Genomic DNA, 13,272 nt, shown 5'->3' with positions numbered 1-13,272 from the left:
AAGGTAAAACAAAAACCGCTCCAACATGAATTGGAGCGGCTAAGAGTTCTACATCTCAATCACAAGGGTAGAACGTCAACTGAAAATTATAATCTAATAAGTATCTGTGGTCTCCATAGTTATACCGCCTAGATCTAGTTTGGTTGTCACTGTAATTTTGTCATCGTTTTCTACATCGTCATCTTCATATTTCCATTTTCCATCTGTTGTAGTTGTAGAATCGATAATTCTATTAGTATCTAGAGCGTCGTTTTCATTTGAATTATTGTGTCTAGATCTAAAACTACCATCTTTAGGACATTCTAGACATATTGTTTTTCCATCACTTATCTCATACTCATAAGAACCGTCATAGCGTTTTTCTATTCTTAAAGCTTCGTCAGTCATCCAGGAATCATAACGGTCTTTAAAGCTATTGTTAAACTTAACTTTAGTTCCTTTAGGTAAATAGATGGTTACATTCACTCGTTGACCGAACACGCCCGAACCTTTAGGAACAATCAAGTAACTAGGAGCAGTAAAGGAAGAATCTGTAATCTCATAATCATAGACCAGTGATTCTGCATTTAATTTTGCGGTGTCAAAAGAGTCTCCTTTGGCCTTAAAATTAACACTCACTCGTGCTAGACTATCTCTACTCGTAGCAAATGCTATATAAACGTTATTTTTTCGAACGGCTTTTTCTCCATTATAATCAACAACTTTTAAACCATTGCTAGTTACATAAGTCTGGTCTCCTAGATTACCGTCTTTCAATAACTGCAATTCAAACACCTTTTCTTTATCGATAGAAAATTCTTGAACCTCTATAACATTACCGTCATAAGCTTGTGTCGCAGCTATTCTTGCAACAGAAACACTAAGTACAATTACAGAAATGATCCACAGCACCACAAGAATGATTTTTGCTGGCATACCGATAGATTTCAAATTATTTACTAATAATTTAAGACCTAAAATAGCGAGTACTAGTAAAGGAATACCGACAGCAAAAATAATAGCCGTTAATAAAATCCATGAAGCCTGATGGTTGGGTATCACGACATCAAAGAAGTGAATTAAATTCTGTCCATCTACATCAATAAAGCTAGCCGTAATTAAAGAAACAACAAGACCTATAAGAGCAGTAGTAGCACTTAAGAAAACTATAAGCCCTATAATTTTAACTAGAGCTTTAAAAAAGCCTTTGATTAATTTCCCCAAAAAACCGAAGAATTTAATAGAACCACGTTTACCTTTTTGACCTACAATATGGTGGTCGGCGTCAGTCTGCCCATCGACCACGGGCTCAAAACCCTGCTTAAAATTCTCTTCTATATTAGAGATGTTTACTTCCTTTCCCATCATGGTTAGACGCTGGTTAGTAGTTACCGCATCAGGTACAAGAATCCATAGCAATATATATATAGGTATCGCCCATCCTACACTAAAGAATACAAGTAAAACCCAAGCAACTCTTATCCATACAGCATCTATACCGAGATAATATCCCATACCTCCAGAAACACCACCTACATAACCGTTTTGTGTATCTCTAAAAAGTTGTTTGTTTCTACCAGGAGTTCTGAATTTACTTCTGGAAGTTTGCTCTTCAAATATTTCTTCATCAACCTCATAATCTTCAGGTTGTCCCATGATGTTAATCACTTCTTCGACGTGTTGAATAGAGATTACTTGTTGTTCATTAGCCCTTTTTTCTAGAAAAAGCTCGGCAATGCGCGATTCTATATCGCTCATTATCTCGTCTGCGCCGCTAGTACCGGCAAATGATTTACGTACCGCTGCCACATAACGTTGCAGTCTTTGATAGGCATCTTCGTCTATATGGAAGAACAGCCCAGCTAGGTTTATATTGATGGTCTTGTTCATGATTTTTTAGTTTTAGGTATGGTCACTAGGTTAACTGCATTTTTAAGATCGTCCCAGGTTGTGGTCAGTTCTGTAAGGAAAATTTTACCAGTTTCAGTAAGTCCGTAATACTTACGTGGTGGTCCACTGGTGCTTTCTTCCCAGCGATAATTAAGCAATCCAGCATTTTTAAGTCTCGTGAGTAATGGATAAATAGTTCCTTCTACCACCAGCATTTTAGCATCTTTTAAAGTTCCTAGAATCTCAGCCACGTAGGCGTCATCTTCTTTTAAGATGGATAGAATGCAGTACTCCAGTACGCCTTTACGCATTTGCGCTTTTGTGTTTTCTATCTTCATATTAGTTATTATTAGGTACTTCTACCTCAGTATGATGAGGTATGAAGTTAATCGTTAAAGGATAATTGTAATCATGACCATCATGCGCTTTTATAGCAGCTTTGATCGTACATACTAGATCTATTACTGCCAGTATTAATATTAAAGTACCGCATATAAATCCACTAGCTATTACGGTGCTAAAAATTCCCATATCATCCCAAAATGGAAAATCATGACCATGATTCATTGCTTCCCATAAACTAGGGCCGCCAGAAATCATAGATCCTATTATAATACCGCCACCTATAAAAGCCAGTACGATAGTATAAAGTGTGATACTTATTTGAAAGTTGATGGCCTGTTTACCATGTCTATCGATAAAATCAGATTTCTTAGAATTTATCATCCATAAAAGAATGGGTAGAATAAAATTACCTAAGGGGAAAAGCCATTTACCGAATGTCAATAAATGAATTCCGGTAGCAATATTATTGTGGTTGTTTTGGTTCGTTGATTCCATAGCCTATTATTTTCTTATGCAAATATATGGTTAAAAGATAGTATTATGCAATACAAAGTACCATATATTTTTTTGTAACCTATTGATTTTTAAAGTTCCGCTTTCGCGAAAGCGTAATGATTACAAGGCTTTTCAGAGTTTTTGTAATCTTAATTTATTTTTTAAAATTCGTTTTTGTTTTTTAAATATTTAGTTTGTTTGAAGTGATTTCTTATTCATTGCATACAAAAAAATGTAAATAGAATTCGGTTTTTAACTTGAAAAAGCGATTTAATTATTAAATTCCCGAACACGATTTAAACACCATCTTATGATCACGCCCAAGAAAATTAATGCCTTTACATTTTTAAAATTACCTAGTTGCTGGTGGAGTGGTGTGAGGTGTAAAGAAATAGATGCAGAGAACTGTACGGTAACCGTAAAGCATAAATGGTTCAATCAGAATCCATTTAAAAGTATGTATTTTGCTGTACAAGCCATGGCTGCCGAACTTTCCACAGGTGCGCTGGTTATGTCTTATATTCAAAAAAGCGATGCTCGCGTCTCTATGCTAGTAGCTAATAATAAAGCAACTTTTACTAAAAAAGCTACCGGCCGCATTACCTTTAAATGTCACGATGGACTTGCTATTAAAGAGGCGATAGAAAAAACTGTCGCAACTGGCGAGGGACAGACGGTATGGATGACGTCTCAAGGTGTAAATGAAGACGGTGTACAAGTGAGTGAATTTCAATTTGAGTGGACTGTGAAGAGAAAGTAGTTTATAGTCTCAGTGAGCAGTAGACAGGTTGATTTGTGCGCTGTCTCATGTAGTTTATTCACTCTGACCATCCCAGAAAATTTGGCTTGAGTCTAGTTGATTTAAAGAAATAGTCAGTTCCAAATTTATCTGGGATCTGCTGGAAATTTCTCGGAGTTAGTAAAGTTTTCATACTTATACCTACCTTAATGGTTCTATTCTCTATTTTTACTTCATGAAAGCACATTTCCAGAAATACGTTTTAGAATTTAAACAACCGGCAGGAACTTCTCGTGGTATTTTAAAAACCAAAAACACTTGGTTTCTTATTATCGATAATGGTGATAAACAAGGTGTAGGAGAGGTGAATATGTTTTCTGGTCTTTCTATAGATGACAGACCAGAATTTGAAAAACAACTGCAATGGACTTGTGATCATATTAATTTATCACCGGTAGAGATGATGGAGGCTTTAAAAAAATGGCCTTCTATTTTATTCGGTTATGAAATGGCGATGAGGTCCTTGCAATCCAGCGATCCCTTTACATTGTTTCCGTCTATGTTTACAGAAGGACAAGATGCTATTTCTATCAACGGGCTCGTGTGGATGGGAAACCAAGATTTTATGATGCAACAGCTAGAAGAAAAACTAACAGCTGGATTTGATTGCATTAAAATGAAGATAGGTGCTATCGATTTTGAAGCAGAAATGAGTCTATTAAAATTGATACGTTCTCGCTTTCGCGAAAGCGAGATTACTATAAGAGTTGATGCAAATGGAGCTTTTACACCTCAAAATGCATTGGGTAAACTAGAAGAAATTGCAAAGTACGATGTACACAGCATCGAGCAGCCTATTAAACAAGGCCAATGGGGTGATATGGCAAGACTGTGTGAGCAAACACCGCTAGATATTGCGCTAGATGAAGAATTAATAGGTCTTTATAATATAGAAGAAAAGATAGCCTGTCTAGATGTTATTAAACCGCAATACATTATCTTAAAACCTGCTCTAGTAGGTGGTTTTCAAAGTAGTAGAGAATGGATAAATCTCGCTACAGAAAGAAATATAGACTGGTGGATTACTAGTGCACTAGAATCTAACATAGGCCTTAATGCTATAGCACAATTTACGTATACGCTAGGTAATAAAATGCCACAAGGTCTAGGTACAGGTTCTCTATATACTAATAATATCGAGGCGCCACTAGAGATTAAAAATGGACAGTTGTGGTGTAACACATCGGGCAATTGGGATACTAATAAATTAAAATTTTAAATATGTATATCGAACAGGGTTATAAAGGTAAATTGGGTGCTTGGAATTATTTTGTAATTCCAGGATTGTTTATTTTACTTATGATTTTTAATTACATCTCAACAAAAATAATGGTAGAAGAAAGTGGAGAGTCTGTTGAGTTGATGATGAGTCGTTTTATAGATATGATGGGGAAAAATATTTTTCTAGTTATAAACTTATTAGTTTTTGTAGTAGGTTTATTAGTAATATTTTTTTGGGTGAAATTTGTTCACCAACAGTCACTTACTAATTTTACCACTTCTCGTAAAAAAATAGACTGGAAAAGGATTTTTACTATGTTTTTTCTTTGGGGAACTTACTCTACTATAACAATTCTATTGGCTGTATATGTTGCACCAGATAATTTTGAATTACAATTTAACTGGACTAAGTTTTTACCATTATTAATAATTTCTCTATTGATGTTTCCTTTTCAAACCAGTTTTGAAGAATATCTTTTTAGAGGGCAATTATTACAAGGTCTTGGTATAGTTACTAAAAGTAGAGCTGTTTCATGGATTGTTACTTCAATATTATTTGGTGTAATGCATGCTGCAAATCCAGAGGTTGAAAAGTTAGGTCCGATTATTATGATTTTTTACATAGGTACAGGACTTGTTCTAGGTGCTATGACATTACTTGATGAAGGATTAGAATTAGCATTAGGTTTTCATGCTGCAAATAATATTTTAGCAGCTCTACTAATGACTTCAACATGGACAGCAATACAGACAGACTCTGTTTATTTAGACACATCTGTAGTTCCTGAATTTGGAATTATGGATACATTACCCATTTTTATAGGATATCCTATCCTTTTAATAATTTTAGGTAAAATCTATAAATGGAAAGATTGGAAAGAAAAATTATTTGGCAGAGTAATGAGTAAAGAAGAATTTTTTGCTTTAGAAGAAAATAGGATTGAAGTAGATCAATTTCAGAACTATTAATCTATGATACCCAAGATACATCCCAGTTTTAAATTAAATGGGCATTCTTTAAATTATGAAGGAATCATGACTGTAGCTTACAGTTATGTTAAAGAAGGAGAAGAATGGGAAAAGCAAGTAGGTGATTTTTTACTGAGCTGGTTAGATGACTTTGATGTAGTTACGGTTAAAACTAGTGGTTCTACTGGTATTCCCAAAGAGTATAAACTAAAAAAACAGCATATGATTAACAGTGCTGTTATGACAGGTAAACGCTTTGATATAGGAATAGAAAAAGATGTGCTATGTTGTTTGCCTTTAAGTTATATAGCTGGTAAAATGATGCTTGTGCGTGCCATGACTTTAGGCTGGCACATAGATCTAGTACAACCTAGTACTACGCCTTTAAAGAAAGTAGAAAAGCGATATGATTTTACGGCCATGTCACCGTTGCAAGTTTCTAAATCTCTCGACGATATTCATAAAGTGCGTAAAGTAATTATAGGTGGTGGTGCTGTCTCTCAAGGTTTAATACAGAGATTAAATGGAAAGCACACGCAAGCATTTCATACCTATGGAATGACAGAAACAGCTTCTCATATAGCAGTTAGACAATTGTATCCTATTTATGAAGAGAATTACTCTGTTGTAGAAAATGTAACTATTGAGAAAGATCATGAAGGTAAGCTAGTTATTCATGCTCCAGAACTGGCGAGAACATCTTTAGTTACAAACGATCTAGTAGATTTAATAAACGAAAAGGAATTTAAAATACTGGGTAGGGTAGATGATGTTATTAATACAGGATCTGTAAAAGTACATCCAGTACAAGTAGAACAGAAGTTGTCAATACATATTCTAGAACCTTTCTTTTTATCTGCTAGGGAAGATGAAGAATTAGGTCAAAAAGTTATTCTTGTAATTCAAGGCGAAAAAAGAGATCTAAAACCAGCTTTTAAAAAGCTAGATAAATTTGAAGTGCCTAAGGAAATTTACTTTCTAAAAGAGTTTGCTTTAACACACACTGGTAAAATAGATAAGAGAGTAGTTTTAGAAAAACTATTTTCAGATAATAGATAAAGACTCATAGGAGCCTTAAAAGTAAAAAGCCTTTAATACTGGTTGTATTAAAGGCTTTTTTTTATTCTCTTGTATTGTCTATTCTTTTAGCAATAACATCTGTAGCTCTATCGAGCATACGATATACGCTTTCAAAACCTTGTGTGCCGCCATAATAAGGGTCTGGTACATCTAGATTTTCATCTGGAAAAGCTTCGTCTAATATTTTGATAACCTTTTTCTTTTCTTCTTCTGTAGAAGCAAGTGAGGTTACATCATCATAATTAGACTGATCCATTACATAGATATAATCAAATTTCTGAAAGTCCTCTTTTAAGAGTTTGCGACTTTTTTGATTTGTTATATCCAGTCCGTTTTTCTTTGCTATAGCAATGGATCTTTTATCAGGCGCTTGCCCTTTATGACCACCGCTAGTACCAGCGCTATCTACCTTAAATTTTGTAAAATTTAATTTAGATCTCATCAAGCCTTCAGCAAGAGGAGATCTACAAATATTACCTAAACATATCATTAATATGTTAGTCATAATAGCTTCTAGTTAGAAAGTTTTTTATGTAAATCTTCAACATATTTACTGAATTGCTTATCGGTAGAAGCAAGATTATCAACAGTCTTACAAGCATGTAAAACAGTAGCATGATCACGCTTACCTATTTGAGTACCTATACTTGCTAGAGATGCCTTAGTAAGTTTCTTAGAAAAATACATAGCTAGTTGTCTCGCTTGTACGATATGACGTTTACGTGTCTTTGACTGTAGTGTTTCTACATCCATTGAGAAATAGTCACTTACTACTTGTTGTATTTGATCTATAGAAATCTCACGTTTTGTGTTCTTTACATAGTTCTCTACAATCTTGCGAGCAAGATCTATAGTAATGTCTTTGCGGTTAAAAGAAGAGTGTGCGATTAACGAAATAATAGCTCCTTCTAATTCTCTAATGTTGGTCTTAATGTTGTCTGCTAGATAATGAATTACATCATCATCCATTTCTACACCATCACGATATAGTTTGTTCTTGATTATAGAAACACGAGTTTCATAGTCAGGATGATTCAACTCTGCACTAAGTCCCCATTTAAAACGAGAAAGTAAGCGTTGTTCAATATCCTGCATGTCTACAGGTTTCTTATCACTTGTAAGAATCACTTGTTTACCATTTTGGTGCAAGTGATTAAATATGTGGAAGAATACATCTTGTGTACTCGCTTTACCTGCAAAGAACTGAATGTCATCAACAATAAGAACGTCTACAATTTGATAGAAGTGAATAAAATCATTTCTATTATTCTTACGTACAGATTCAATATATTGTTGTGTGAATTTTTCAGCACTTATATAGAGAACTGTTTTGTCAGGGTAGTTTTCTTTGATACCTACACCTATCGCATGTGCAAGATGTGTTTTTCCTAAACCTACACCACCGAATATTAATAGAGGATTAAAACTAGTTCCACCAGGTTTGTTAGAAACAGCCATACCAGCACTACGTGCTAGTCTGTTAGAATCACCTTCTAAGAAAGTTTCAAAGTTATAAGAAGGATTAAGTTGAGACTCGATCTTTACATTTCTTATTCCAGGAATAATAAATGGATTCTTAAGCTCTGGACTTTTACTTCTAACTGGCGCATCTACAGACTGCGAGTTATTAATAGAGCGGTTACTACTAGGTATTTTTTCAGTAAAGGCTTCCATACCTTTTGTAGGGTTCTCCATCTTGATCGCATAGATCAATTTTGCTCCCTCGCCTAGTTCACGTGTTAAGGCAGTTTTTAATAATTTTATATAATGTTCTTCTAGCCATTCATAAAAAAAACGACTAGGTACTTGAATACTTAAGGCAGTATCTGTTAGCTTTACCGGCTTAATAGGTGCAAACCAAGTTTTGTAAGCTTGGGGTGCAATATTATCCTTTATAAAAGCTAGACAATTGTCCCATACCGATTCTGCAGTCAGTGTCATATATATTACTTTTTTCAAGTTAGAGTTGGGTCGATTAAGAACTAAAAATCACAAAGAAATCCGGTTGTTAAAATCGATGACAAATATGTGTATAAAAAACCTTAAAAAAAATTTATTTCAGGTTTGATTTCTGAAAAAAAAGTCGCAAGGATATTTCTTTTTTTAAAACCTAATTAATAACTATAAATTATTATGGATACTATCACAATTAACATAAAGCCTAGATATTCAGAAACTGATCAAATGGGAATTATTCATCATGCTAACTATTTGATTTACTTAGAACAAGCAAGGTTAGAGTGGTTGAATCAATTAGGTTTTTCCTATGTTAAAATGGAAAAAAATGGTGTGTTGTTACCTGTATATAATATCGATATTAAGTACAAAAATCCGATCAAATTTGGGGAGGAAATTTCTGTCAAAATCAGACTGAAATCACTGCCTACCACAAGGGTTGTTTTTGAGTATGAAATAGTTAACAACAGTGGTGTTCTCTGTGCAATATGTGATCTAACATTAGTATTTACCGATGCAAAAACCTTTAGGCCTAGAAAACCTATTCCAGAATTCCTTAAAGCTTGTGAGCAATTATTCTAATTATGTAGGTTCTTAACAATTTCTGTTAGTTAATAACGCTGTATTTTCCTTTTTGTTTTATAAAATCAATGATGATAATCATACAATCATTTATTCTATGGTTTTTGCTTTTATAGGGTACATTTTATTGATTTGAGCGGTGACGGCTTCTTGTCGTGATGCTGGAACATCAATGTTGATAACACAGCTAGCAGTTAATTCTTGTTTTCCTATTTTAAAATTATTTTCATCTATAAATCTCATTACCTGACTCATTTGTGGGTATTCAAATTTTATCTCAATAGATGCGGTGATGGTGCGTACTTTTATTTGAGCGGTTTCTAAACTTATTTTTGCAGCCTCACGATAAGCGCTTATTAAGCCACCTACACCTAGTTTAGTACCTCCAAATATTCTAGAAACTACAACTAGAACATCACTCAATTCATAAGAATTAATTTGCCCTAATATTGGGTCACCTGCACTGTGGCTGGGTTCTCCATCATCATTTGCTCTATAGTTATTATCGTCTGCGCCCAGTTTCCATGCATAGCAATGGTGTCCAGCTTTAGGATGTCTATTACGCAATGGAGCTATTAAATCATTCACCTCTTCATCACTAGTAATAGGAAAAGCATAGCCGTAAAATTTACTACCTCTGTCCTTATATAAGATCTCTGTGGTAGGTTTTGTTATTGTTTTGTAGGAATCTGCCAATTATAAAATTATGTTAAAGCAATCTTAAGAACTTGTGAAAGCGATTAGTTAGAATATTTTAGCAAAATAACTATTAAACTTAACCAATGAAAAAGATCTTAGCCTTATTATTTTTATCAGCCGCAATAATTAGTTGTGAGACCGAACCTTTAGACCCTAGTTTAAATTCTGGTGCTACAGGAGGTAGCGGTAGTGGCTCTGGTAGTGTAGATACTACTTTGATAGTAGGCTCTTGGGATTATGCAGACACAGAAACAGAATCGACAACGACATCTGTTGTGATGGGTAATACGATATCGCTTACTGTAGATATTGAGTTCGTGAGTTCTGATGCAGTTTTAGTTTTTAATACAGATGGAACTTATACGGTTGATGGTGATTTAACTATAGAGACTTTTCTTGCAGGAGCTTCTCAGGGACAAAGCACTAGTACTCTAGCTGAGTCTGGTACCTATACCATTAATGGTTCAAATATCACCTTTGCAGCTAATGGAGCTGGAACCGTTTTTGATGCAAATGCGGTTTATACCATCGTAGAATTAACTGCTACAGATTTAGAAATTACTTTGGCTTCAGATGTGACACAGGTAATAAGTGGTGTTAGCCAGCGCACAGAAATAGAAGGTTTTGCTTCTTTTACTAGATAAAACGCATTCCTATAAATTAATCAAAGCCTTTCTTAATAGAGAGGCTTTTTTTTTGTGTTACGCTTTCGCGAAAGCGATCATAAGAATAGCAACTATAGCCACTATAATACCTATGTAATTCTTAGGGATAAGTTTTTCTTTAAATATAAGAATGCCTAGAATAGAAGCGAAAAGAACGGTAGCCACATTATTAATAGGGTAAACCACACTGCTTTCCATGCCGTTTTTTAAAGATTTGATTATAAAGTAAATTGAAAAATAATTAGGAATACCTAGCGCGATACCAGCAATTATAGACCTTAAATTGATAAAACGCTTTTGTGTCGCCTCGTACAAAAGAATGATGATACCTATTATAAAAGCGGTAGCAAAACACATGGCGCTGAATAGGGATTCTTCTCCTATAGGGACATAGTTTATTTCGGCATATTTAAGAGTGGTGTCTATGATACCGCTTCCTAAAAATAAAATAACAGGAAGAATAAGCGTTCTTTTATCCAGTTGAAGTCCATCCTTACTTTTAACCGAAGTAAGGTATACAGAAACAAGAGCGAGTAATATGCCTGCTATTTTCATCCATCCTATAGATTCTTGATATAACCATATTCCTGCGACAACAGGAATAACAAGTGACATTTTCCCAGATACAGCGGCTACCGTTAGACCGTTTTTCTGGCTGGTAAGTGCCATGATATTAAAGATAAAGATAAAAAGTGCGCCTATAAAAAACGAATAATACAGCCAGTTTGCCTGTAAGATGTTTTCCATATTAGGTACTTGTCCATAGGATATTAAACCTGTGATGCACGCGATAATGTAATTAATGATGATAGCGTGTAAGGTGTTTACTTTAAAAATTTCAAAATATTTGAAAATTACATAAAGTAAACTAGATGTGATAACACTCAGGAATAACCAGATCATGCGTTAAGATATGTTTTTAAAACATCTTGCTTTATAGTTACTCTATCTAGAATTGTGTGGTAGCCATTTATTTTTGGCGCTGGCAGTCCGTTATAAAATAAAATTTCGGTTCCCATAAATTGCATCGCTTCATCCCATAAATTAGCATCGATAAATTGTTGAATAGTACGGGAGCCACCTTCTATAATAACCGATTGTATCTGGTTGTTATAGAGTTCTTTAATTATGTTTTCAGGATTGTTAGAGTCTATAGTAATAGTAGGTGCTTGATTATCGAACACAACGTAGTTTTTATTTAGAGTATTTCTAGAATCTAAAACGATGCGTGTAGGGTTTATTCCATGCCAGTCCCTGCAAGTTAATGATGGATTATCATCTATCACGGTTTGTGCTCCTATAAGGATTGCATTTTCTTCAGCTCTTAATCGGTGAGATAATTGTCTAGAATAGGAGTTAGTAATCCATACTGGTTTTTGTTCGTCTTTTTCTGCGGGCGCTATAAAACCATCGGCAGTTTCGGCCCATTTTAAAATAATATAAGGGCGTTTTTTTCTATGAAAAGTAAAAAAGCGTTTGTTAAGAAAATTGCATTCTTTTTCTAGGACGCCCACTGTGACGTCTATGCCTACTTCTTTTAATATAGCAACACCTTTGCCGGCTACTTTTTCATGTGGGTCTAGAGAGCCTATGACTACTTTTTTAAAGCCTTTTTTTACGATCATAGATGCGCAAGGTGGAGTTTTTCCGGTGTGAGAACAAGGCTCTAGGTTTACGTATAATACCGCTTTCACGAAAGCGTCTTTACCATAACCATTTTTCTCAGCATCTAGCACTGCGTTAACTTCAGCGTGTGGTTCACCAGATTTTTTATGCCATCCTTCTCCAAGAATCTCGTCGTTTTCAGAAACGATTACACTTCCCACTAGCGGATTAGGATATGTGGTACCTAATCCATTTTGTGCTAGTTGTATGCAGCGTTGCATGTATTTCTCATCTACAGTCATTGATACAAAAGTAAGGCTGAATTAAAATCAAAAAGAGAAATCCTTTTAAAATTAGAAAATAATTTAACGAGCGGTGGGATGAAGAGTGAATGAAGAGAATCTAATATATTGCTAACTCTAGATATTATTTGGAAAGGGAACTTTAAATTCGCATTATGAAAATTCGCAAAATTTTACCTGAAGATAATCAGGCTATAAAAGATATAATTCAAGAATCCATCCTTGAACATGGGGCGCCTAAAGTAGGGACTGCCTACAGTGATGCCGCTACACAAGCTATGTATAAGCAGTACCAACAACCGCGTAGTGCATATTATGTGTTAGAGGTAGCTGGTGTTGTGTTGGGTGGCGCTGGTGTTGCTCCTTTAGATAACTACAAAGGGAATGTGTGTGAGTTGCAAAAAATGTATTTTAAATCAGAAGCTCGTGGAAAAGGCTATGGTAAAAAAATGATGATGACCTGTCTAGAGTATGCAGCTAGCTTGAAATTTGAAAGTATTTATCTAGAGACTATGGATAATATGTATAAGGCACAAGGTTTATATAAGCATGTAGGTTTTGAGTTATTAAAAGCGCCACTAGGTGATACAGGGCATTTTTCATGTCCAGTGCAAATGTTGAAGAGGTTTTAGTTGATTTAAATTATTTACAGTTAATCCTTATAAATTTACATTTTGAGTTCAGT

At 34.6% G+C, this 13,272-nt stretch carries 15 protein-coding genes; 7 read left to right on the top strand and 8 right to left on the bottom strand.

Going from position 1 to position 13,272, the window contains the following annotated elements; all coding sequences use genetic code 11:
* Window positions 1–93: 93 nt before the first annotated feature.
* The 3 genes from LY01_RS08580 to LY01_RS08570 are packed head-to-tail and all read right to left on the bottom strand — an operon-like array spanning window position 94 to window position 2,709.
* Window positions 94–1,869: a PspC domain-containing protein gene (locus tag LY01_RS08580; RefSeq protein ID WP_104515432.1), complete on the bottom strand. Its 1,776-nt coding sequence runs from the start codon at window positions 1,867–1,869 to the stop codon at window positions 94–96.
* Window positions 1,866–2,207, bottom strand: coding sequence for a PadR family transcriptional regulator (locus LY01_RS08575; RefSeq protein WP_104515431.1), 342 nt, complete (start codon window positions 2,205–2,207; stop codon window positions 1,866–1,868). Before LY01_RS08575 ends, LY01_RS08580 begins: the two co-directional genes overlap by 4 nt.
* Before the next feature lies 1 nt (window position 2,208).
* On the bottom strand, window positions 2,209–2,709 hold the full coding sequence (locus LY01_RS08570) for a DUF4870 domain-containing protein (RefSeq protein ID WP_104515430.1): 501 nt from the start codon (window positions 2,707–2,709) through the stop codon (window positions 2,209–2,211).
* Window positions 2,710–3,019: 310 nt separating this feature from the next.
* On the opposite strand from LY01_RS08570, the gene LY01_RS08565 reads away from it, so the two are divergent.
* The 4 genes from LY01_RS08565 to LY01_RS08550 all read left to right on the top strand — a co-directional run bounded on the left by LY01_RS08565 (window position 3,020) and on the right by LY01_RS08550 (window position 6,757).
* Window positions 3,020–3,469 carry a DUF4442 domain-containing protein gene (locus LY01_RS08565; RefSeq protein ID WP_104515429.1) on the top strand — a complete coding sequence of 150 codons (450 nt, stop codon included), beginning with the start codon at window positions 3,020–3,022 and terminating at the stop codon, window positions 3,467–3,469.
* Between the two features lie 214 nt (window positions 3,470–3,683).
* The gene (locus tag LY01_RS08560; RefSeq protein WP_104515428.1) at window positions 3,684–4,727 is read left to right on the top strand and encodes an o-succinylbenzoate synthase; all 1,044 of its coding nucleotides are present in this window, start codon (window positions 3,684–3,686) and stop codon (window positions 4,725–4,727) included.
* 2 nt (window positions 4,728–4,729) lie between these two features.
* Complete coding sequence (locus LY01_RS08555) at window positions 4,730–5,698, top strand: CPBP family intramembrane glutamic endopeptidase (protein ID WP_104515427.1); 969 nt, start codon at window positions 4,730–4,732, stop codon at window positions 5,696–5,698.
* Between the two features lie 3 nt (window positions 5,699–5,701).
* Entirely contained in the window at window positions 5,702–6,757 is a 1,056-nt protein-coding gene (locus tag LY01_RS08550) for an AMP-binding protein (protein ID WP_104515426.1), read from the top strand.
* A gap of 61 nt (window positions 6,758–6,818) precedes the next feature.
* Here LY01_RS08550 and LY01_RS08545 read toward each other — a convergent pair whose 3' ends face one another.
* Together LY01_RS08545 and dnaA are read right to left on the bottom strand one after the other, a co-directional pair.
* Complete coding sequence (locus LY01_RS08545; protein ID WP_245890661.1) at window positions 6,819–7,283, bottom strand: low molecular weight protein-tyrosine-phosphatase; 465 nt, start codon at window positions 7,281–7,283, stop codon at window positions 6,819–6,821.
* Window positions 7,284–7,291: 8 nt separating this feature from the next.
* Window positions 7,292–8,719 carry a chromosomal replication initiator protein DnaA gene (gene dnaA / locus LY01_RS08540; protein ID WP_104515608.1) on the bottom strand — a complete coding sequence of 476 codons (1,428 nt, stop codon included), beginning with the start codon at window positions 8,717–8,719 and terminating at the stop codon, window positions 7,292–7,294.
* 192 nt (window positions 8,720–8,911) lie between these two features.
* Here dnaA and LY01_RS08535 point away from each other — a divergent pair, with 192 nt between their 5' ends.
* On the top strand, window positions 8,912–9,316 hold the full coding sequence (locus tag LY01_RS08535) for an acyl-CoA thioesterase (RefSeq protein ID WP_104515425.1): 405 nt from the start codon (window positions 8,912–8,914) through the stop codon (window positions 9,314–9,316).
* Window positions 9,317–9,406: 90 nt separating this feature from the next.
* On the opposite strand, the gene LY01_RS08530 is transcribed toward LY01_RS08535, so the two are convergent.
* Window positions 9,407–10,012 carry an IMPACT family protein gene (locus tag LY01_RS08530; protein WP_104515424.1) on the bottom strand — a complete coding sequence of 202 codons (606 nt, stop codon included), beginning with the start codon at window positions 10,010–10,012 and terminating at the stop codon, window positions 9,407–9,409.
* Window positions 10,013–10,098: 86 nt separating this feature from the next.
* Between LY01_RS08530 and LY01_RS08525 the strand changes: the two genes are divergently transcribed.
* Complete coding sequence (locus LY01_RS08525; protein WP_104515423.1) at window positions 10,099–10,659, top strand: hypothetical protein; 561 nt, start codon at window positions 10,099–10,101, stop codon at window positions 10,657–10,659.
* 57 nt (window positions 10,660–10,716) lie between these two features.
* On the opposite strand, the gene LY01_RS08520 is transcribed toward LY01_RS08525, so the two are convergent.
* Window positions 10,717–11,583, bottom strand: coding sequence for an EamA family transporter (locus LY01_RS08520; protein ID WP_104515422.1), 867 nt, complete (start codon window positions 11,581–11,583; stop codon window positions 10,717–10,719).
* Complete coding sequence (ribD, locus tag LY01_RS08515; protein ID WP_104515421.1) at window positions 11,580–12,587, bottom strand: bifunctional diaminohydroxyphosphoribosylaminopyrimidine deaminase/5-amino-6-(5-phosphoribosylamino)uracil reductase RibD; 1,008 nt, start codon at window positions 12,585–12,587, stop codon at window positions 11,580–11,582. Before ribD ends, LY01_RS08520 begins: the two co-directional genes overlap by 4 nt.
* 155 nt (window positions 12,588–12,742) lie before the next feature.
* On the opposite strand from ribD, the gene LY01_RS08510 reads away from it, so the two are divergent.
* Window positions 12,743–13,219 (top strand): GNAT family N-acetyltransferase, encoded by a 477-nt coding sequence (locus LY01_RS08510; RefSeq protein WP_104515420.1) that lies wholly within the window; start codon window positions 12,743–12,745, stop codon window positions 13,217–13,219.
* The last annotated feature ends 53 nt before the right edge of the window (window positions 13,220–13,272 follow it).

The organism is Nonlabens xylanidelens (assembly GCF_002934445.1).
Lineage (GTDB): Bacteria > Bacteroidota > Bacteroidia > Flavobacteriales > Flavobacteriaceae > Nonlabens > Nonlabens xylanidelens.
Note: the sequence above shows the minus strand (reverse complement) of the source record. Positions and strands in the feature narration are given on the sequence as shown.

Coding starts and splice junctions, on each gene's coding strand:
- LY01_RS08580 (WP_104515432.1), bottom strand. CDS start 1,869: ATGAACAAGACCATCAATATAAACCTAGCTGGGCTGTTCTTCCATATA.
- LY01_RS08575 (WP_104515431.1), bottom strand. CDS start 2,207: ATGAAGATAGAAAACACAAAAGCGCAAATGCGTAAAGGCGTACTGGAG.
- LY01_RS08570 (WP_104515430.1), bottom strand. CDS start 2,709: ATGGAATCAACGAACCAAAACAACCACAATAATATTGCTACCGGAATT.
- LY01_RS08565 (WP_104515429.1), top strand. CDS start 3,020: ATGATCACGCCCAAGAAAATTAATGCCTTTACATTTTTAAAATTACCT.
- LY01_RS08560 (WP_104515428.1), top strand. CDS start 3,684: ATGAAAGCACATTTCCAGAAATACGTTTTAGAATTTAAACAACCGGCA.
- LY01_RS08555 (WP_104515427.1), top strand. CDS start 4,730: ATGTATATCGAACAGGGTTATAAAGGTAAATTGGGTGCTTGGAATTAT.
- LY01_RS08550 (WP_104515426.1), top strand. CDS start 5,702: ATGATACCCAAGATACATCCCAGTTTTAAATTAAATGGGCATTCTTTA.
- LY01_RS08545 (WP_245890661.1), bottom strand. CDS start 7,283: ATGACTAACATATTAATGATATGTTTAGGTAATATTTGTAGATCTCCT.
- dnaA (WP_104515608.1), bottom strand. CDS start 8,719: ATGACACTGACTGCAGAATCGGTATGGGACAATTGTCTAGCTTTTATA.
- LY01_RS08535 (WP_104515425.1), top strand. CDS start 8,912: ATGGATACTATCACAATTAACATAAAGCCTAGATATTCAGAAACTGAT.
- LY01_RS08525 (WP_104515423.1), top strand. CDS start 10,099: ATGAAAAAGATCTTAGCCTTATTATTTTTATCAGCCGCAATAATTAGT.
- LY01_RS08520 (WP_104515422.1), bottom strand. CDS start 11,583: ATGATCTGGTTATTCCTGAGTGTTATCACATCTAGTTTACTTTATGTA.
- ribD (WP_104515421.1), bottom strand. CDS start 12,587: ATGACTGTAGATGAGAAATACATGCAACGCTGCATACAACTAGCACAA.
- LY01_RS08510 (WP_104515420.1), top strand. CDS start 12,743: ATGAAAATTCGCAAAATTTTACCTGAAGATAATCAGGCTATAAAAGAT.